The 19,605-nt window shown below is 35.1% G+C and carries 19 protein-coding genes; 13 read left to right on the forward strand and 6 right to left on the reverse strand.

The genetic code is table 11. The annotated features are described in order from the left end of the window. The first annotated feature begins 8 nt into the window (after positions 1 to 8). From ACODST_RS11575 to ACODST_RS11625, 11 genes are all read left to right on the forward strand, one after another. Complete coding sequence (locus ACODST_RS11575; RefSeq protein WP_488932254.1) at positions 9 to 1,442, forward strand: MBOAT family O-acyltransferase; 1,434 nt, start codon at positions 9 to 11, stop codon at positions 1,440 to 1,442. Next, the gene (locus ACODST_RS11580; protein ID WP_488932255.1) at positions 1,442 to 2,326 is read left to right on the forward strand and encodes a hypothetical protein; all 885 of its coding nucleotides are present in this window, start codon (positions 1,442 to 1,444) and stop codon (positions 2,324 to 2,326) included. The genes ACODST_RS11575 and ACODST_RS11580 overlap by 1 nt, the downstream gene beginning before the upstream one ends. A gap of 3 nt (positions 2,327 to 2,329) precedes the next feature. Then, positions 2,330 to 3,244, forward strand: a complete 915-nt coding sequence (locus ACODST_RS11585; RefSeq protein WP_488932256.1) for a polysaccharide deacetylase family protein — start codon at positions 2,330 to 2,332, stop codon at positions 3,242 to 3,244. After that, complete coding sequence (locus tag ACODST_RS11590) at positions 3,241 to 4,074, forward strand: GNAT family N-acetyltransferase (protein WP_488932257.1); 834 nt, start codon at positions 3,241 to 3,243, stop codon at positions 4,072 to 4,074. Before ACODST_RS11585 ends, ACODST_RS11590 begins: the two co-directional genes overlap by 4 nt. Before the next feature lie 8 nt (positions 4,075 to 4,082). Further along, positions 4,083 to 5,495 (forward strand): hypothetical protein, encoded by a 1,413-nt coding sequence (locus tag ACODST_RS11595; protein WP_488932258.1) that lies wholly within the window; start codon positions 4,083 to 4,085, stop codon positions 5,493 to 5,495. After that, complete coding sequence (locus ACODST_RS11600; protein ID WP_488932259.1) at positions 5,477 to 6,643, forward strand: glycosyltransferase family 4 protein; 1,167 nt, start codon at positions 5,477 to 5,479, stop codon at positions 6,641 to 6,643. Before ACODST_RS11595 ends, ACODST_RS11600 begins: the two co-directional genes overlap by 19 nt. A 209-nt stretch (positions 6,644 to 6,852) precedes the next feature. Then, on the forward strand, positions 6,853 to 7,200 hold the full coding sequence (locus tag ACODST_RS11605) for a serine O-acetyltransferase (protein ID WP_488932260.1): 348 nt from the start codon (positions 6,853 to 6,855) through the stop codon (positions 7,198 to 7,200). Then, positions 7,200 to 8,312, forward strand: a complete 1,113-nt coding sequence (locus ACODST_RS11610; protein WP_488932261.1) for a glycosyltransferase — start codon at positions 7,200 to 7,202, stop codon at positions 8,310 to 8,312. The genes ACODST_RS11605 and ACODST_RS11610 overlap by 1 nt, the downstream gene beginning before the upstream one ends. A 28-nt stretch (positions 8,313 to 8,340) precedes the next feature. Continuing rightward, complete coding sequence (locus ACODST_RS11615) at positions 8,341 to 9,447, forward strand: glycosyltransferase (protein WP_488932262.1); 1,107 nt, start codon at positions 8,341 to 8,343, stop codon at positions 9,445 to 9,447. Positions 9,448 to 9,469: 22 nt separating this feature from the next. After that, complete coding sequence (locus ACODST_RS11620; RefSeq protein WP_488932263.1) at positions 9,470 to 10,813, forward strand: O-antigen ligase family protein; 1,344 nt, start codon at positions 9,470 to 9,472, stop codon at positions 10,811 to 10,813. 63 nt (positions 10,814 to 10,876) lie between these two features. Beyond that, entirely contained in the window at positions 10,877 to 12,271 is a 1,395-nt protein-coding gene (locus ACODST_RS11625; RefSeq protein ID WP_488932264.1) for an exopolysaccharide biosynthesis polyprenyl glycosylphosphotransferase, read from the forward strand. Between the two features lie 3 nt (positions 12,272 to 12,274). Here the strand turns inward: ACODST_RS11625 and ACODST_RS11630 are convergent, their stop codons facing one another. Both ACODST_RS11630 and ACODST_RS11635 read right to left on the reverse strand, forming a co-directional pair. Next, positions 12,275 to 13,414, reverse strand: coding sequence for a lipoprotein N-acyltransferase Lnb domain-containing protein (locus ACODST_RS11630; RefSeq protein WP_488932265.1), 1,140 nt, complete (start codon positions 13,412 to 13,414; stop codon positions 12,275 to 12,277). A 34-nt stretch (positions 13,415 to 13,448) separates the two neighbouring features. Then, positions 13,449 to 14,516: a putative type IX sorting system protein PorV2 gene (locus ACODST_RS11635; protein ID WP_488932266.1), complete on the reverse strand. Its 1,068-nt coding sequence runs from the start codon at positions 14,514 to 14,516 to the stop codon at positions 13,449 to 13,451. Between the two features lie 238 nt (positions 14,517 to 14,754). On the opposite strand from ACODST_RS11635, the gene ACODST_RS11640 reads away from it, so the two are divergent. After that, entirely contained in the window at positions 14,755 to 15,477 is a 723-nt protein-coding gene (locus tag ACODST_RS11640; protein WP_488932267.1) for a CDP-alcohol phosphatidyltransferase family protein, read from the forward strand. A gap of 4 nt (positions 15,478 to 15,481) precedes the next feature. Beyond that, complete coding sequence (locus tag ACODST_RS11645; RefSeq protein WP_488932268.1) at positions 15,482 to 16,321, forward strand: glycoside hydrolase family 25 protein; 840 nt, start codon at positions 15,482 to 15,484, stop codon at positions 16,319 to 16,321. Positions 16,322 to 16,508: 187 nt separating this feature from the next. Here ACODST_RS11645 and lptB read toward each other — a convergent pair whose 3' ends face one another. The 4 genes from lptB to ACODST_RS11665 all read right to left on the reverse strand — a co-directional run bounded on the left by lptB (position 16,509) and on the right by ACODST_RS11665 (position 19,600). After that, positions 16,509 to 17,249, reverse strand: coding sequence for an LPS export ABC transporter ATP-binding protein (gene lptB, locus ACODST_RS11650; protein ID WP_194140932.1), 741 nt, complete (start codon positions 17,247 to 17,249; stop codon positions 16,509 to 16,511). A 227-nt stretch (positions 17,250 to 17,476) separates the two neighbouring features. After that, positions 17,477 to 17,827, reverse strand: a complete 351-nt coding sequence (locus tag ACODST_RS11655) for a carboxymuconolactone decarboxylase family protein (RefSeq protein ID WP_488932269.1) — start codon at positions 17,825 to 17,827, stop codon at positions 17,477 to 17,479. Then, the gene (tatC, locus tag ACODST_RS11660; protein WP_488932270.1) at positions 17,820 to 18,635 is read right to left on the reverse strand and encodes a twin-arginine translocase subunit TatC; all 816 of its coding nucleotides are present in this window, start codon (positions 18,633 to 18,635) and stop codon (positions 17,820 to 17,822) included. The genes ACODST_RS11655 and tatC overlap by 8 nt, the downstream gene beginning before the upstream one ends. Then, positions 18,635 to 19,600, reverse strand: coding sequence for a KpsF/GutQ family sugar-phosphate isomerase (locus tag ACODST_RS11665; RefSeq protein WP_488932271.1), 966 nt, complete (start codon positions 19,598 to 19,600; stop codon positions 18,635 to 18,637). Before ACODST_RS11665 ends, tatC begins: the two co-directional genes overlap by 1 nt. Between the last annotated feature and the right edge of the window lie 5 nt (positions 19,601 to 19,605).

The raw sequence follows: 19,605 nt of genomic DNA on the forward strand, positions 1-19,605 counted from the left end.
AAGTATTTATGTTTTTTAATTCTATAGCATTCGCTATTTTTTTACCAGTCGTTTTTTTTCTGTATTGGTTTGTTTTTAATAAAAGCAAAAAGACTCAGAATGCTTTATTAATCATTGCCAGTTATTATTTCTATTCCTGCTGGGACTGGAGGTTTTTGTTCCTGCTGGTATTCTCAACTTTTCTGGACTATTATACCGGAATTCAGATAGAGAAAGGGAAATCGGAAAAAAGCCGGAAATTTTGGTTCTGGCTTAGTATTTCGGTTAACTTGGGGTTTTTAGGGCTTTTTAAATATTATAACTTCTTTGCTGTCTCCTTTTCAGAGCTGTTAAATACTGTCGGATTAAAAGCCAGTCCGCTTTTACTCAGTGTGATTCTTCCTGTTGGGATTTCCTTTTACACCTTTCACGGACTTTCATATGTAATTGATATTTATTTTAAGAGGATAAAAGCAGAATACAATTTTGTAGATTATTCCTTGTTTGTAAGCTATTTTCCGCTCCTGGTTGCTGGTCCTATAGAAAGAGCGACACACTTACTGCCGCAGGTAAAAGTAAAAAGAGAATTTAATTACCAAATGGCAAGAGAAGGAATTTATCAGATCATCTGGGGATTGGTAAAAAAAGTGGTTATTGCAGATACCTGTGCTCCTTACGCCAATGCCATTTTTGATAACTATACTTCCATGAATTCTTTCTCCCTGATTTTAGGAGCGGTATATTTTGCTTTTCAGATCTACGGTGATTTTTCGGGATATTCAGATATTGCTTTAGGAGTGTCAAAACTGTTTGGGTTAGATTTATTGCGAAATTTCAATTATCCCTATTTTTCAAGAGATATAGCCGAGTTTTGGCGAAGATGGCACATTTCACTTTCTTCCTGGTTCAGGGATTATTTGTACATACCTCTGGGAGGAAGTAAAGGCGGAATCTGGATGAAAATAAGAAATACGTTTATAATTTTTGTGGTAAGCGGTTTCTGGCATGGCGCTAACTGGACCTATATCGTATGGGGATTTATAAATGCGGTTTATTTTCTGCCTTTGCTTTTGTCAAATAGCAACCGTAACAATATGGATACTATCGGGTTAAAATTTAATTTTGATTCTGTAAAAGTGTTTTTAAGCATCTTGTACACCTTTGTATTAACCTGTATTGCCTGGATCTTTTTCAGGGCCAGAACCATTACAGACGCTGTTTCGTATTTAAAACGCATGATTACCAGCAAAGATTTTAGTTTTCAGTACCTTGATAATGAACGATACAGTTACGAGCTGATAGCACTTATCGGATTATTTGTTTTAGTAGAGTGGTTTAATCGCAGTAAAGTAGAACCTATTTCAGGAAAATGGAGCACGATCAAAACGGCTCTGGCCATTATGGCCATTATGGCTTTCGGAACCTTCTCTGATTATAAAGAATTTATATACTTTCAGTTCTAATGAAGAAGTTTTTAATTTATACAGCTAAGGTTGTTTTGATAACTGTCCTGACAGCATCTTTATTAGATGGTATATATACCTGTGTTTTTATGCATTCTGATAACAGAGGGAAAATTGAAAAAGTTTTTAATTCAAAACCGCAAAAATATGATGTGGTTATTTTAGGTTCTTCAAGAGCAAACAATCATTTTGTGGCACAGATGTTCGAAGATAAAGGTCTCAAAACATTCAATTACGGAATGAGCGGCGGACATTTATTTGAAGCCTCGCTGCTCCTGAAATTAATGATAGAACGAAAATATGAGATTAAAAACATCATTCTGGAAGCCGATTTGAATCTTTCCAATGATCGCCAGGCAGAAGGAATTTCGGCAAAATATTTACCTTATATTCATAATTCAGAAATTATAAAAGATCATTTTTCAAATGAAGAAGATTTCAGGGAGTTGTATTACGTACCTTTTTACAGATATATTAAATACGACAGCAGAATCGGATTCCGGGAAATCTTTTTCATTACAGTTCATAAAAAAACAAATGCTCTGGACAATTTTGGATATTACCCGCTGGTAAAACATAAAAACGGTAATATGAAAAATAACATTGTCAATTTAAATCCGCTAAATCGTAATAAATACTACGAAGAGATTAGAAAGATATGTAAAGAGCACGATATTAATTTCATACCGGTGATGACTCCAATGTGTGAGAAAACGGCCGGAATGAATTATTTCCAAAAAGTAAAAAAAATATATCCCGAAATTTACAATTATGAAAATGTTGTAACTGAAGACCAGTATTTTTCTTCCTGCGGGCACATGAACGATACAGGAGCGAGATTATTTACCGCCAGAATCTTGAACGACTTTTTCAAAAAAAAATAACAGATGCTAACCGTTATCAATTACCATTACATAAGAGAAAGTTTTCAATCCAGATACCCCAGCATTTTTGGGGTGCTGCCTGATGCTTTTAGAAAACAGCTGCTGGTAATGAAAAACGAAGGCGAGTATTTACATCCGGCAGATTTGGTTAATAATACCAGCGAGATTCTGTTTTCAAAAAATCAACATCTTTTAGTAACTTTTGATGATGGGCTAAAAGAACAGTTTGATATCGCTCTTCCTGTTTTAGAAGAATTAGATATACCCGCTGTTTTTTTTGTAAACTCTCTGAATGCTGAAAATAAAAAAGTAAGTACGGTTCATAAAATTCATCTGTTAAGATCTGTAGTAGAACCGGAATTATTATTAAAAAAGATACAGGAAGAAGTAAAAATCGACTTTTCAGAATCAGATAAAAACAAAGCACATTTAGTATACCGGTATGATACAGCTTTAAATGCAGAATTAAAATACATCCTAAACTTCGTGCTTTCTTTTCAGCAGCAGGAATTAATTGTCAATAAAATGTTTAACAGTTTTTTTGAGGAAACTCAGATTTTAGAAGAACTCTATATGACCGAAAAAAATCTGCAGGTATTAGGGAAAAAAAAATATTTAGGAAGTCATACACACAGTCATTATCCTTTAGGACTAACTGACCCGGATACAATTAAATTTGAATTGGAAAACAGCAAGTCGTATCTTGAAAAAGTTTCGGGGTCAATTGTTGATCTGGTATCCTATCCTTATGGAACAGATGAGGTATGTACTCCTGAGGTAGCTTTAATGGCAAAACAGGCTGGGTACCGTTTAGGTTTTACGACAAAAAGAGGTATAAACGAAGGGAATGAAAACTATCTTTTGTTAAAAAGATTTGATTGTAATGATTTACCAGGCGGAAAAAATAACACTATATGATAACAAGAGAAGCAACGATAGACGATTGGGATAAATTGTTCCAATTCTTTACCCGTATTTACAGAGAAAATCATCCCTTACAAAATAAGGAATTCTGGGAATGGCAGTATGGAGACCCAAAATGCGGAAGATCTTTTATTTGTTTAAATGATGATGGGAAAATTGTGGGGCATGTAGGCGGGAATTTTCAGGGCGGAATCGCCTGGATAATTAATGTTTACCTGGATGAGGAATGCCGCGGTAAAGGAGTTTTAGGAAAATTATACAGCCTCGCAAGAGGTTATTATCCGCTGGCAGCTACTGCTGCCAATGAAGCCGGTTTAGGCCTGTACAAAAACATGCGCTGGATCAGGTATTATGATTTGGTGAGATATGTAAAAATTAATCCCAGTTTTAAAGAGGAAAACTTTACGTTTTTGTGTAAAAAAATAGAAGTTTCGGTAGATGAATTGATTGTAAAAGACACACATTATTTTCAGCAGCCTTCTATTAAAGGAATAAAATTAAAAGACGGTTCACGTGCAGTAAGTCAGGAAAATACAGGAGGTCTTCGTATTGTCGATATTGAAAATATTGAGATTCTTGAAGAGCAGGCCTGGAGCTTGGGGTATCTCTGGATTGATTATATTACCTCATGGAATGATTTAAAAACAAAAGACCTGGAGAAAAATGGCTGGGTTTTAGATTTTAAAAGTGTAATTCCGTGGAGACTAAATCCCGTTGAAGAACACTATTTCTGTGATATAACATTTCTTTCGGAAGAGCCTTTAGACAAAGATTTTATTGTTCACAGATCATTTTCTGATCACGGAAGGATCGGAAGCTTATAAATAGTATAATGAAAGTTTTATTAATAGTTCCGGATGGAGTAGGAGTTAGAAATTATCTGTATTCCAGTTTTATTGACGAATTAGAGAATCTGGGCGCTGAAGTGATGCTATATCATCAGATATCTGAGAAAGCAGTTGCCGAAATAAAATCAGTACAGAAAAATATTGAACGGATTAAACAGATTCCGGTTTTTATAGAAGCACCTAAATCCAGACTTTTTAGAGAAAGTGCCGTATATGCAAGATTACTTCGAAATAAAAAAGTGATGCAGAACGATACTATTATGGACTTCTGGAACAATAAAACTTCAGGACTGAAAAAAAAACTGCTTCTAATCGCTTCTGAATTATTAGGTGCTGCCCTTGCACGATCATACAAGGCCATATTAAAAATTGAAGGTTTATATGAAAACAGTATAACAGCCGGCAAAGTGGTTAATGAAATCGAGCATGATTTGGATTTTTTTCAGCCTGATTTTATAGTAAACCTGCATCAGAGAGCCCCAATTAGCGCCCCCGTTATTGCGGCGGCTAAAAGGCGTGAAATTAAAACCGCGACCGTTATTTTTTCCTGGGACAATGTGCCCAAAGCGAGACTGATTTCACGTTATGACTATTATTTTGTATGGTCAGATCTTATGAAATCAGAAGTAAGTCTGTTGTATCCTGAAATTGACAGTAATACTATTGAAGTAACGGGAACTCCCCAATTTGAGTTTTACTTTCAGGATAAGTTTATCAAAACAAAAGATGCTTTTTTCAGGGAGTATGGTTTAGACCCGGACAAAAAAACGATTTGTTTTTCTGCCAATGATAATACCTCACCATACGAGTCCGATTATTTAGAAGATCTGGCAGAAGAAATTAGCCGTATTGAAGAAGAAACAAGACCACAGATACTCTTTAGAAGATGTCCGGTTGATAAAAGTAACCGATTTGATTCGGTTTTAGAAAAGTACCAATCCTTCATCATTTCGGTAGATCCAGACTGGAGACTGGGAGCCGATGATTCCAGTGCCTTTACAACCATATATCCTTCCTATAATGATTTGCAGTTATTAGTCAATACTGTAAAACATAGCGATTTAGTGATTAATTTTGGAAGTACAATGGCTCATGATTTTGCCGTTTATGATAAGCCCTGTTTATATTTAAACTATGATCCGGTTAGTGAATCTGTTTATAAAGTAAAAGAAGTATATAAATTTCAACATTTTAGAAGTCTCGAAGGACTCGATGCTGTAGGCTGGATCAATACAAAATCCGAGATTGCCGCTAAAATAGTACCCGGACTTGAAGATCCTGCTAATCTGGGAAAAGACAGAAAAGTGTGGATGGAAAAAATAGTGCAGTATCCTTTAGAGGAAAACGGCAGAAAACTAGCTGAAAAAATACAGTATTTATGCACATCTGTTTCCTAACAAATGAATTTCCTAAGGAAGGTTTCCCACATGGAGGAATTGGCAGTTTTGTCAAAACCCTGGCAAGTGCATTAACAGAAAAAGGGATCAAAGTATCTGTGGTAGGAATTAATTATACTGCAGATGATGAAACGGAATCTGTAGAAGGTATAAATATTTACAGACTAAAAAGAAGTACCGTCAAAGGTTTTGCCTGGTATTTTAATTCCAGAGCTGTGAACAAAAAAATTAGAGAAATTCACAGACAGGAGTCTATACAAATCATTGAATCGCCTGAACTTGGTTTAGCCTTCATCTCAAAAATAAAAGAGATCAAATATGTTATCCGTCTTCATGGCGGGCATCATTTTTTTGCAGAAAGTGAAAAAAGAAAAATAAATAAATGGAAAGGGATTCAGGAAAAAAGATCCTTTAAAAAGAGCGATGCATTTGTTGCTGTTTCCCGTTATGTGAAAGAACATACCGAAAAATATTTAAGTTATCATCAAAAGCCAATTGCCTATATTAGCAGTGCTGTTAATACCGATCTTTTTAAGCCGCTGCCGGGGAATGAGGTAAATAATAAACTTGTATTTGCCGGAACTGTCTGCGAGAAGAAAGGGATACGACAATTAATACAGGCTTTTCCGCTTGTGAAAAACAAGTTCCCGGATGCCGCCCTGGAAATTTATGGAAGAGACTGGTTTTTTGCAGATGGCGGTTCTTATATTCAAATGTTAAAAGAAAAAGAACTGACACAATTAGGAAAAGCGGCAGAGGATATCCATTTTCACGGAAGTATTTCCTATACTGAAATACCAAAAGCCTATTCTGAAGCTTCAGTATGTGTATTTCCGTCTCATATGGAAACACAGGGATTGGTAGCTCCTGAAGCTATGGCTATGGAAAAAGCAGTGGTCTTTACAAAATTAGGCCCGGGGCCGGAAGCAATTGAAGATTATATAACAGGATTATTATGTGATCCTTATAGTCCTGAAGATATAGCCGAAAAAATTATCTGGCTGCTCTCCAATAAAGAAAAAAGAGAAGATATAGCTAAAAAAGCCAGAAATGCGGTACTTCAAAAATATAAACGGGATAATATAGTAGATCAGAATATCGTTTTTTTTGACTCTTTAATTAGTTCTCAAAAAAGTAAAGTTAATTAATCATGAATCTATTTCAGGTTATACGGTCAGATTACAGAAAGTATAAAAAATACGGAGGAAATTTTTTCGGAATCGTATTTTTTACACAGGGTTTTTGGGCTGTTTTTCAATACAGGTTTGCTCATTTTATCTTTTCAAAAGTAAAATGGCAGCCGTTTAGGTTCTTATTTCTTTTTCTGACCCTTATAAATCAAAAGTGTATCGAAATAATGACAGGGATATCAATTCCGGCATCCGCAAAAATCGGACACTCTTTTTATATTGGTCATTTTGGCGGCATTATCATTAATGCCAATGCTGTAATTGGAAATAATTGCAATATTTCACAAGGTGTAACAATAGGGGTTTCGGGAAGAGAAGAAAACAGAGGAACACCGGTTATTGGTAATGATGTTTATATTGGTGCCAATGCTGTTGTTTCCGGTAATATTACAATTGGAAATGGTGTTGTAATAGGAGCCTGTTCTCTGGTTGCTGTTTCCGTTGAAGAAAATGCTGTAATGTCTGGTGTTCCTGCTGCAGTTATTTCAAAAAAAGGATCTAAAGGGTATATTTAATGAAATTATTAATCGTTTCAACGGCACCATTTATTTTTAATGAAAGTAAATGTTTTGCATACGGTCCTTATGTAAAAGAACTAATTATCTGGCAGAAATACGCCGATGAAATTTCTTTTTGCTGCCCGGTCTGGAAAAATCCAAACGGATTATTAATTGACGAAATCCCGTTTAAGTTTAAGAAACATTACCCATTAATAGATTTTAATTTAAAGGGAGCTGGTAATGTTATAAAAAGCTTTTTTTCGGCTGTTTTAAATTTAGGAATTATTTTTCGGGCTATGTATGAGGCAGATCATATTCATCTGAGATGTCCCGGAAACATAGGTTTATTAGGCAGTTTTGTCCAGATATTGTTTCCCAATAAAACAAAATCGGCAAAATATGCCGGAAACTGGGATCCTGAAAGCAGTCAGCCCTGGTCATACAGGTTACAAAAAAGTATTCTTGGTAACACTTTGATTACAAGAAAGATGAAAGTTCTTGTTTACGGAGAATGGAAAAATCAATCAAAAAATATAGTGCCTTTTTTTACCGCAACCTACTCAGATTCTGAAAAAGAAATAATTCTTAAAAGCGATACTGATTTGGGAATAGAATTGATGTTTGCCGGAAGTTTAACAGAAAATAAAAATCCGGTTTATGCGGTTCAGTTAGTTCAGAAGTTAATTAAAAGCGGAAAAAAAGCAATTCTGCATTTGTACGGAAACGGAATTCAAAGAGAGCTTATTGAGCGTTTTATTCAAGAAAACAAATTAAAGGATTTTGTTTTTTTACATGGAAATCAAAATAGTGAAGTAATAAAACAGGCTTATAAAAAAAGCCATTTTGTAATTTTACCCTCCAAAAGTGAAGGCTGGCCAAAAGCAATAGCCGAAGGTATGTTTTGGGGATGTGTACCTCTCGCAACAAAAGTTTCCTGTATCCCTTTTATGCTGGACTATGGAAACAGGGGGATTTTGCTAGAAATGGATCTGGAAAGAGATCTTTCTCAAATTAATCAGATTTTAAGAGAGGATAATCACTTTAGACTAAAGAGCCGCATTTCGGCAGAGTGGTCACAAAAGTACACAACCGACATCTTTGAAGATGAAATAAAAAAAATACTGTAGTACGAAACTAATGCTGATCGGGGATATAATGTGTCCGCTAAAAGAAAGAAAACAAGAAATGAGAATCATTCAGATTATAGATTCACTTGAAGCAGGTGGTGCCGAAAGAATGGCGGTTAATTATGCGAATGCCTTGTCTGAAGATATTGTATTTTCCGGATTAGTGGCAACCCGGAAAGAAGGACCGCTTTTAGAGCAGATTGGTGAAAAAGTACCGTATTTATTTCTTGATAAGAAAAGAAGAATTGATTTAAGTTCTGTTTTTCGCTTAAGAAATTATATCAGAAAAAATGAAATAGAATGGATTCATGCTCACAGTTCCTCATTCTTTATTGCCGTTCTTACCAAAATCATTTATCCCAAAGTGAAAATAATCTGGCATGATCACTATGGGACTTCTCAGAACTTGAAGTCCAGAAAAAATAAAAACCTGAAAATAGGATCTCTTTATTTCTCCGGGATTGTATCTGTTAATTCAGCCTTAAAAGATTGGGCGCAGGAATATTTATGGTGCCGTACTGTAATTTACCTGCCTAATTTTATAGATAATTCAGTACTTCCAAAAGAAGGTTTTTTTCTAAACGGTATAGCAGGTAAAAGAATAGTCTGCGTGGCTAATCTGCGTCCCCAGAAAAATCACGAACTGTTAATTAAGGCAGCCCAGATTATTAAGGCCAGACATTCTGACTGGACTTTTCATTTAGTTGGAAAGGATTTTGAAGATTTACATTCCGATATTTTAAAAAGAAAAGTTAAAGAGCAGCAGCTGGAACAAACGGTATTTTTTTATGGAACGGTAAATAATATTCCATCCGTTTTAAAACAGTGTGAAATAGGTGTTTTATCCTCACTTTCAGAGGGACTTCCTCTTGCATTGCTGGAATATGGTCTTTATAAATTACCCATTGTGGCAACTAATGTTGGTGAAATCTCAAAAATTATCACTTCTGACAGCAGCGGATTAATGGTTCCGTCTAACGATTTGGAACAATTTTCGGATGCTATTTTAAAACTGATAGAAAATAAGACAGAACGCAGGGAAAAAGGTTCAGCTTTAAATAAAATAGTAGAGTTGCATTTTTCTAAAACGGCAGTCATTGAAAAATATATTTCGTGGCTGAATTCTTTAAATTAATTTTACAGTTTAAAATGTAAATATGAAAAACGGCAGACTGCAATTTACTTCCCTTTTATTTCTTCATGCGATAATTGCATTAGCAGTTTTTGTACTTCCTTTTTTGTCTAAAATCTATGCTTTATTGATTCCCGTAGTCGGTTTTTATATCGTGATCACAAGGAAAAACATAAACAACGAAGTGCTCTATGTGGCGGCCTATTTGGTAGGAGTAGAAGTGTTTTTAAGGATGACAGGAGGTAATTTTAATAATGAATATATAAAAGTCTGTGTAATCTTTTTTATGTTCTTAGGGATGATTTACAGTAATTTTTCTACGACCGCTTTTGTTTATGTTTTGTTTTTAGTATTACTAATCCCGGGTATTCTTATTGCTTTTGATGTTTCCGGACCTGATGTGGACATAAAAAAAGCGTTGGTTTTTAATTTATCGGGTCCATTATGTCTCGCGGTTTGCGCTGTATATACAATAAACAGAAGGATTTTATTCTCCCATCTTCAAAATATTGTTTTAGCAATGGGATTTCCTATTGTGTCTACAACAGTTTATCTTTTCCTGTATAACCCGAGTGTGAAGGACGTAGTTACGGGAACTCAGTCTAATTTTGAAACTTCAGGAGGTTTTGGGCCTAATCAGGTTTCTACTATTTTGGGACTGGGGATGTTTGTGTTTTTTTCACAATTAATCTTATTCTCAAAATCAAAAAAGGAAATCATTCTAAATGGTATTATGCTGATCTTTATTAGTTACCGGGGAATTGTTACTTTTTCAAGAGGAGGTGTCATATCCGGGGCAGCGATGATTATTGGATTATTGATTCTTTTATATTTTTTTTCCAATTCGGCAGGTAAAAGTAAAATAGGATTGATTTTTATTTTTATGTTTTTTCTTTCATTTGGTGTATGGACTTATACGACATTACAAACAAGGGGACTTATTGAAAAAAGATATGCTAATAAAGATGCAAAAGGAAGGGAAAAGAAGGATCGTTTAGGAGGAAGAGAAGCCATTATAGATGCCGATTTTAAATTGTTCCTTGATAATCCTGTCATAGGCGTAGGGGCAGGAATGGGAAAAGAAATGAGGAAAGATGTACTTGGTGAGGAAGTGGCCGCTCATAATGAAATTTCAAGAATGCTTAGTGAGCACGGATTGTTTGGGATCCTCGGACTTCTTTTACTATTTATAGTTCCTTTTGCACTCTATTTTAATAATCGGCAGCATCTTTATTTTTTATCATTCTTTATTTTTTGGCTCCTTACGATAAATCATGCGGCAATGCGCACGGCAGCTCCGGCTTTTGTGTATGCTTTGTGCCTGCTTTCGGTTACAGTGAAAATTCCTGAAAAACAAATAAAACAGTAGATTATATTCTGATTTTTATAATACATTTGCTTTTAAATTAGCCCCCTAAAATCTACATATAGTATGCGTTCCAATAAAAAAATGCATTTTGAAATTTCAGAACGGAAAGTTTTGCTTTTTGTTTTTGACGCTATTTTTGTTTTGTTCGCATTGTATTTTTTAAATGTGTTTTTTCAATACCACTATTTTGTTTTCGAGAGCCAGACAATTTACAGGCCCCTTATTCTTGTAATCTATTTATATGCTTTTGGAACCATTTTCGAAATGTACAATCTGCAGGTGGCGAGTAATCAGTTTCAGGTGCTTAAGAGCGTTGTCCTTTCTGTTTCTACTACTGTTTTAATATATCTTCTTACTCCGGTTTTGTCTCCGGAACTTCCAAAACAGCGTGTGGTTATCCTCTTTTTTTATTTTACAACATTGTTTGTAATGCTGCTTTGGCGATTTTTTTATGCGATTTTTTTAGCCTCACACCGGTTCTCACAAAATGTAGTTTTGATATGCGATAAGGATCAGCTGGAAGAATTAGTGTTAGGTCTTGAAAATGTTGATCCCCATTATAAAATAATTGGATTTGTTAATTCAGACGCTATGTCTCAGCAGGATTCCCATTTTCAATATGTAAAAGAAGTTGAAAAAGAAAACCTGGAAACTTTTGTAATTCAGAACAGTGTTTCTGAAATTGTTATTGCATCACAAAAAACAGACGGAATAACTCCTGATCTTTATCAGCAGCTATTGCATTTATTAGAATCGGGAAATATAATTAGAGAATATACGCAGGTTTATGAAAGTAAAACACAACGTATTCCGGTTCATTATATTGAACGGGATTTTTATCGTTTTTTTCCTTTCAGCCGAAGCAATAACAATAAATTATATCTGTTTTTAATCCGGTTTTTAGAACTTGTTTTCTCTTTTACAGGATTGCTGATAGCGATGGTTTTTATTCCTTTTATTCTGATAGGGAACCTTCTGGCAAATCAGGGGAAGCTTTTTTATACACAGGACAGAGTAGGAAAAAATGGAGCTGTATTTAAGATCTATAAATTCAGGACTATGATTGAAGCTTCTGAAACAAATGGGGCTGTTTTTGCAGTCTCTAATGATAAAAGAGTCACACCTTTTGGTAAGTTTATGCGTAAATCCAGAATAGACGAACTACCCCAGTTTTATAATGTTTTAAAAGGTGATATGGCTGTAATTGGCCCAAGACCCGAAAGACCGTTTTTTGTTCAGGAAATTGCAGAGGTAATGCCTTTTTATGAAACACGTCATGTAATTAAACCCGGACTTACAGGCTGGGCTCAGGTTAACTACTCTTATGGCGAATCGATAGAAGAAAGCCTTGTCAAGCTGCAGTATGATCTTTACTATATTAAACACCGCAGTATCTTCCTTGATTTAAGTATCACTTTTAAAACAATTACTACCGTTTTATTCTACCGCGGACAATAATTATTAAATGATTATTGGGATAGGTTTTTTGTTTCGTATCGCAATTCTTACCAAAACAAAACCACTTGTAATTATCATGGGAAGTACAATTAAAAAGTGTGCTTTGTTTATCATAAAAATACTGTAAGCAATTAAGAAGATCAAATGCAAAACAGCAAATCGATACGTCCATTTTTTGTTTTTAGCAATTGAAAGAACAAGCAAAATCAATAATAGCGGACTAAATAGGAATACATTATAATTCATGGCCAGTTCCTGGTGGAAAGAATAAAATCCAACCGAAACAAAAAAGATTCCCATTAAAGATAAAATCAAAAGATAGATTTTATCTGCTGTTTTATTGCGGACTATAACTACGAAACCTAAAATAAAAAGATACGTATAAATATTATTCCACCAAGAAGCCGGAGTTTCTTTTTCAAAACTTAAAAGCGTCTGGCTTTTGCCTGCTAACAGATGTCCCTGAAAAGTTGTTTCGTCTAAACTGTTTTTTAGTTCAAAGGGAAGAAAAATTCGGTTTGCCGGCTGATCGACTTTCGTCCCGAAAATAATACTTGTTCCCAGCTGATCGTAAAAATGTCCTTTGAAATAAGGGAATAAAACAGAACGGTAGGTTTTGTCAGTGTCCTGTTTTTTTACAATCACGTTTCCGTTTAAGGTCGAATTAATGACGTCAACCACCATCGAAGTACAGTTTTTATCAATAAACTTATAAGTGTAGTAACGTTCATCCGACAGTAAAACAGTATTCAGTTTATCGAAAAGTTTTTGTTTTAATTCCGGAGAAATAAGAAGTTCCTGTTCAAATACACTTCGCTTTTCATACGTATAATCATTTATAAAATCGGCAAAGGAATGTGCCACGACAAAATACTGCAGGTCGCCTTTTGCAAATTTGGCAACAAAATTTGGCGTTCTGAAATCAAATGCCCCATAGTTGTAAACGACATCAAGATTGTTGAGCGGATCTGCAACACGAACCGCAGTGTGCCCAAAATACGAATAGGTTTCATTTCCTAATCCGCAGGTAATCACGCTTATTTTGGCATATCTGGATAAAGGCAGACTCTGCCCAAAGCCCGTTGTAAAACTTAATAACAGCAATAAGCTGAAAAGTATTTTTTGTAAAAGAACTTTTTTCATGTTTTAAAAATTTAAAAAAGTTTAAGCGTTATCATTATCTAAAAATACCCAGATCTACTTTTATCGAAAAGATATTCGAATACAAAGCCGCACTCTGATTACCCAAATCAGTTAAAGCATAATCAATCTGAATGCCTTTGTATTTAAAACCCAGTCCGATATTAGGCTGAAAGCTCAGCTTCTCGGAATTGTCTAATTGCATTACATTTTGAAAGTTTCCGGCACCCGCTCTTAAAAAAACAAGATCGGTATAACCAAATTCAAAACCAACAGCAGGGTCAATACTCACGATTTTAGACGAAATAATATCATTAGTCTGTTCAAAACGCATGTTGAGGTTAGCAGCAGCCAAAAGGCTGTAATCATTATGAAAATCAAATTTTCTGGAAATACCCAGCTGCGCTTTGGGTAAAGTAATCTCAGTACTTTCAGGCAGTTCGTTGTTTTCTCCCGGAATTGCATTGGCAATTTTTTCGTACTCTTCTTCGTCAATGTTCCAGATATTGTACGTTGTCGTAATATCGCGAAGCATCAGTCCGAATTTCCAGTCATTGTGTTCAAACTGAAGACCCACATCAAAACCAAAACCCCAGGAATTGGCAAATTTTCCAATAACTCTTCGAATTACTTTGGCATTTACTCCATACTGAAAACCTTCAACAGGAAGTTTTCGGGCATACGAAAAAGTAAAGCCGTAATCTGCGGTAGAGAATAAACGTATGCGGTTATAATCAATATTTCCCTGGCTGTCGATTAGCTGGGTGGTATCCATTATATCGTCAACTCCAAAACGGATCATCGAAATTCCCCAGGCACTCCGGTCATCGATAGGACTGGCATAACCAATAAAGTCATATTGCGCAATATTGGCAAAATAGCTGGCATGCATTAAAGAAAGCTGGTGATCTTCGAGATGGGTTAAACCAGCCGGATTCCAGTAAACCGCATTTACATCATTGGATGAAGCAGTAACAGCGCTTGACATTCCTAAAGCAGCGGCATCGACACCAATATTCATAAACTCATTCGAATATTTCCGAACGGTTTGTGCATAGTGTGAAGTAAAACTTCCAAACAATAAAAATGCAAAAAGTTTTTTCAAAAGTTAGTTTTTTGCAGACAGAGGCCTGTTTTTAATTTTCATCAAAAATAGAATATTTTACCTAATCTGATTTCTTCCTTTTTATAAATATTGCTAAACAATCATTTTTATAGGGAAGCTTTTAAAAACAGCTAAAGTAAGGAGTTGTCGATTTGGTAATTTTTTTTATTAGCATTCGTCATAAATGTCGCTTATTTATGCGAAATTTGTCATTCCAATTTTATCAAAAATCAAAAAAATGAATATCAAAAAACACATTCCTAATTTAATTACTCTCATAAATCTTTTTTGTGGCTGCGTTGCAATAGTTTTTATTTCTAAAGGTGACTATGAAATGGCTTTTTATATGGTTGGTCTGGGAATCTTTTTTGATTTTTTTGATGGTTTTTTTGCCCGTTTATTCAAAGTGTCAAGTCCGCTGGGGTTACAATTGGATTCTCTGGCTGATATGGTTACCAGCGGTGTTGCTCCAGGGTACGTAATGTACACTTTGTTTTTAAAAAGTGCTCATCCGCATGATGTGATTGGCTCCGTATACATTCCCTTTTTAGGATTTATTATCACTTTAGGGTCTTGCTATCGTCTTGCTAATTTTAATATTGATACACGTCAGACGGATTCCTTCATAGGACTTCCAACACCAGCCAATTCACTTTTTATTTTAAGCCTTCCGCTGGTTATTGCGTTTTCAGATTCATTAGTGATTTTTGAAATTCTGACCAATCATTGGGTTTTATTGGGAATAACAGTATGCAGTGCTTATATTTTGAATGCCGAAATTCCATTATTTGCTTTAAAAATAAAGAAATTCACCTTTAAAGATAATGCGTTACAGATTGTGTTTTTAGGGATTTCGCTGGTACTGCTTTTATTACTTCATTTTACAGCTGTTCCGTTAATTATCATTTTCTATGTATTGCTGTCAGTTGTAAATAATATCTTTTTGAAAAAGAAGCAGTAAACCAATGGCAAGAAGAACGACCAGAAAACCCAAACAGGGAACCTCTTTTTTTGGCAGACTGATTCGCTTTATAGTGTTTTTTTCGCTGACTGTAGTTTTCGTTGTTACCATTTACCATTATCGCAGCGGACTGGCCTATTACCTTGGCTTTAAAACGAACAAAGTTTTAGATGAAGATGCCGTTGATAAACATCTTTCCGATGTTCGGAATATTCGTGTTCTTGAAAATCATAAAGGAAAAGTAGTAGGAATTGATGTGTCTGAATTTCAGGGAAAAGTAGACTGGGAAGAGGTAGAAATTCTCGATGAAAAATATCCGGTGCAGTTTGTTTTTATTCGGGCAACTGCCGGTAATGATCATGTGGACGGCCAGTTTAAACGTAACTGGGAAGGGGCAAAAGAAAATAAAATTATACGAGGGGCTTACCATTATTACCGCCCTAATGAAAATTCTATAGAACAGGCCAATCTTTTTATTAAAACCGTAAAACTGCACAAAGGAGATCTGCCACCGGTTTTAGATATCGAAAAATTACCTAAAAATCAGTCCATAGACAGTCTGAAAAAAGGTTTAAAGCGCTGGCTGACAAAAGTAGAGAAACATTATCAGGTTCGCCCGATTATTTATTCAGGAGAAAGATATTATTCTGATTTCCTGAAAGAAGAATTTGGAGAGTATTTGTTCTGGATTGCGAACTACAATTTTTATAGAGAAAAAATAGAAGATGACTGGCTGTTCTGGCAGTTTACAGAAAAAGCTTCTCTGCCCGGAATCAAACATCGTGTGGATGTTAATATCTACAATGGCGATTTAGAGCAACTGCATTTTATCACTGTAGAATAAATAGTGTTCAGTGTTCAGGTTTTTAGTGTTCAGTCTTAAAAAAAGTATTCAGTGGTCAGATTTTTAGTGTTTAGTTTTAGGTCAAAAAAAAAATCAGTTTTTTAGTATTCAGTTTTGACTGAAACTAAAAAACTGACCACTAAATTACTTTCAAATAACTGATCACTAAAAAACTGACCACTGAATACTAAAATTCCAGTTTCTTTTTGCGAAGTTCGAAGTTCTGTCCGAGATAAACGCGGCGCACCATTTCATCTTCTACCAGTTCTTCCGGAATTCCGGCTTTCAGGATTCCTCCTTCAAACATCAGGTAAGTTTTATCAGTAATGGCTAAAGTTTCCTGAACGTTATGGTCGGTAATTAAGATTCCGATATTTTTATTTTTTAACTGTGCTACAATTCTCTGGATATCTTCAACTGCAACCGGGTCAACTCCGGCAAAAGGTTCATCCAGCAGGATAAATTTCGGATCAGTTGCCAGTGCACGGGCAATTTCGGTACGACGGCGTTCACCTCCCGAAAGTAAATCCCCGCGGTTGGTACGAATGTGTTCTAAGCTGAATTCTTCGATTAAACTTTCCATTTTGGCAATCTGTGCCTCTTTTGAAAGATTAGTCAGCTGAAGCACGCTTAAAATGTTGTCTTCAATGCTTAATTTTCTAAATACAGAAGCTTCCTGTGCCAGATAGCCAATTCCCTGCTGTGCACGTTTGTACATTGGATAATCTGTAATGTTTAAATCATCCAGGTAAATGTTGCCCTGATTTGGTTTTACCAATCCCACAATCATGTAAAAAGACGTTGTTTTTCCAGCTCCGTTCGGACCCAGAAGTCCTACGATTTCTCCCTGATTTACTTCAACAGAAATTCCTTTTACGACACTTCGGCCTTTGTATGTTTTAATTAAATTATCGGCTCTTAGCTTCATTTGTTTAATGTGAAAATTAGATAATTTGAAAATGAGATAATTTTTTAAAACTAAATCATAATCAATTTTATAATTTGATTTGAAAGGCAAAATAAATGTAAAATATTCAATAGGATGAATCAATTAACAAATTATTGCATTTTCAAAATTTAGATTTTGTATTTCAGGATTAAATAATCAGAGCATTTCAGGAAATTGTCTAATTATCAAATTGACACATTTTCTAATTACTTCCCGGCTTCTTCCAGAGCTTCCCAGAATTCGTAAGCTCTTCTTAAATGCGGAATTACAATTGTTCCTCCAACAAGGGTTGCGATTCCCATTGCTTCCATCATTTCTTCTTTAGAAACCCCCTCTTTATAGCTTGTTTCCAAATGATATTTTACACAGTCGTCACAGCGCAAAACAGCCGATGCCACTAAACCTAAAAGCTCTTTTGTTTTTACATCAAGAGCTCCCGGAGCGTAAGCATTGGTGTCAAGATTAAAAATTCGCTTTACAATTTTATTATTGTCAGCTAATAATTTTTCGTTCATTTTAGAACGATAGTCGTTAAATTCTTGAATTAAATCAGACATTTTCTTTTAGTTTATTTTTATACACAACCTTCGAGATCCAGATGCTGATTTCGTAGATAATTAACATTGGAATTGCTACAATAGTCTGGCTCACAACATCAGGAGGCGTTACGATTGCGGCAACAATTAAGATGATTACAACAGCGTATTTCCAATATTTCCTTAAGAATTCAGGAGTTACTAACCCTAATTTAGTTAAGAAATAAATGATGATAGGCAGTTCAAAAAACAGTCCGCTTGCCAGAACACTCGTTTTTACCATTCCCATATAAGAATCTAAAGTAAATTGATTTATAACAATATCACTGATAGAGAAAGTAGCGACGAAATTTACAGACATTGGTATTACTACATAATAGCCAAATATTACGCCTAAAAAGAAAAGTAAAGAAGATGTAAAGATGAAAATCTTAGCATGTTTTCTTTCTTTTTCATAAAGAGCCGGACTAATAAATTTCCAGAGTTCCCACAAAATATAAGGGAAACTCAAAATGAAACCAGCCAGAAGGCACATCCAGACAAAAATATTGACCTGACCCTCCATTTCTGTATTTTGAATAATGAAATTAAGTTCGGTAATACAAATGCTGTCTGCAAAACCTAATTGGTGCGATAAATCACAAAACCAGACGTAAGTAAAAAAACCAGGTCTTGTGGGGCCTAAAATAATTTGATCAAATAAATAATCACTAACAAAATAAGTCACAAATGCCATAATGCATATTGCAATTGTACTTCTAACTAATAACCATCTTAATTCTTCAAGATGATCTAAAAATGACATCTCGCCAAGATTTTTCTTTGCCATTATATGATTCCTTCTTTTAAAATGTCATGTAAATGTAAAACTCCTTTGTATTCTCCGTTGTCTGCAACAATCAGCTGCGTTATAGAGAAATCTTCCAAAATATTTAAGGCATCAACTGCCATTGTTTCAGATGAAACTACTTTTGGATTTTTAGACATAATGTCTTTTGCTGTTAGATCAGCAATAGTATCACGATCGTTCAGCATTCTTCGGATGTCTCCGTCAGTAATAATACCTACGATTTTATCATTTTCGATTACGGCGGTTACGCCCAGTCTTTTTTCGGATATTTCAAAAATTGCCTTTTTGATAGAAGTATCCGGGCTTACGGCTGGTTTTAAAGAATGTTCGATCATATCTTTTACTTTGAGCAGTAATTTTTTTCCTAAAGCACCTCCCGGATGATAAACCGCAAAATCTTCCGGTTTAAAATCACGCATTTCCATCAGGCAGACTGCCAGGGCATCTCCCATAACAAGCTGTGCTGTGGTACTGTTTGTAGGGGCTAAATTGATAGGGCAGGCTTCAGTGTCAACAGTTGTATTTAAAACAAAGTCAGAACCTTTTGCCAGTGAGGAAGTGATGTTTCCGGTAATGGCGATTAAAGTATTTCCAAAACGTTTTAACAAAGGCACCAGTGCTTTAATTTCGGGACTGTTGCCGCTTTTTGAAATGCAGATTATAATATCGTCATTTTGTATCATTCCTAAATCACCGTGAATAGCTTCTGCAGCATGAAGAAACATAGACGGAGTTCCTGTAGAGTTGAAAGTGGCAGTCATTTTTTGGGCAATGATGGCACTTTTTCCAATTCCAGTAACGATTAACCGGCCTTTGGTTTCATAAATACGCTGTACCGCTTCGAAGAAATTTTCATCCAGAAAATCAATTAATTTTGTAATTGCTTCACTTTCAGAGAGTATTGTTTTTTTGGCTATTGCCAGTATATTTTCTTTTGTAATCAAAACAG

The organism is Flavobacterium sp. FG19, assembly GCF_057809475.1.

Excerpts from the sequence above, each read along its gene's own strand:
- ACODST_RS11615 (WP_488932262.1), top strand. The coding sequence starts at position 8,341 with ATGTGTCCGCTAAAAGAAAGAAAACAAGAAATGAGAATCATTCAGATT.
- ACODST_RS11630 (WP_488932265.1), bottom strand. The coding sequence starts at position 13,414 with ATGAAAAAAGTTCTTTTACAAAAAATACTTTTCAGCTTATTGCTGTTA.
- tatC (WP_488932270.1), bottom strand. The coding sequence starts at position 18,635 with ATGGCAAAGAAAAATCTTGGCGAGATGTCATTTTTAGATCATCTTGAA.
- ACODST_RS11585 (WP_488932256.1), top strand. The coding sequence starts at position 2,330 with ATGCTAACCGTTATCAATTACCATTACATAAGAGAAAGTTTTCAATCC.
- ACODST_RS11655 (WP_488932269.1), bottom strand. The coding sequence starts at position 17,827 with ATGTCTGATTTAATTCAAGAATTTAACGACTATCGTTCTAAAATGAAC.
- lptB (WP_194140932.1), bottom strand. The coding sequence starts at position 17,249 with ATGAAGCTAAGAGCCGATAATTTAATTAAAACATACAAAGGCCGAAGT.
- ACODST_RS11605 (WP_488932260.1), top strand. The coding sequence starts at position 6,853 with ATGACAGGGATATCAATTCCGGCATCCGCAAAAATCGGACACTCTTTT.
- ACODST_RS11595 (WP_488932258.1), top strand. The coding sequence starts at position 4,083 with ATGAAAGTTTTATTAATAGTTCCGGATGGAGTAGGAGTTAGAAATTAT.
- ACODST_RS11580 (WP_488932255.1), top strand. The coding sequence starts at position 1,442 with ATGAAGAAGTTTTTAATTTATACAGCTAAGGTTGTTTTGATAACTGTC.
- ACODST_RS11620 (WP_488932263.1), top strand. The coding sequence starts at position 9,470 with ATGAAAAACGGCAGACTGCAATTTACTTCCCTTTTATTTCTTCATGCG.
- ACODST_RS11600 (WP_488932259.1), top strand. The coding sequence starts at position 5,477 with ATGCACATCTGTTTCCTAACAAATGAATTTCCTAAGGAAGGTTTCCCA.
- ACODST_RS11645 (WP_488932268.1), top strand. The coding sequence starts at position 15,482 with ATGGCAAGAAGAACGACCAGAAAACCCAAACAGGGAACCTCTTTTTTT.
- ACODST_RS11575 (WP_488932254.1), top strand. The coding sequence starts at position 9 with ATGTTTTTTAATTCTATAGCATTCGCTATTTTTTTACCAGTCGTTTTT.
- ACODST_RS11640 (WP_488932267.1), top strand. The coding sequence starts at position 14,755 with ATGAATATCAAAAAACACATTCCTAATTTAATTACTCTCATAAATCTT.
- ACODST_RS11625 (WP_488932264.1), top strand. The coding sequence starts at position 10,877 with ATGCGTTCCAATAAAAAAATGCATTTTGAAATTTCAGAACGGAAAGTT.
- ACODST_RS11590 (WP_488932257.1), top strand. The coding sequence starts at position 3,241 with ATGATAACAAGAGAAGCAACGATAGACGATTGGGATAAATTGTTCCAA.
- ACODST_RS11610 (WP_488932261.1), top strand. The coding sequence starts at position 7,200 with ATGAAATTATTAATCGTTTCAACGGCACCATTTATTTTTAATGAAAGT.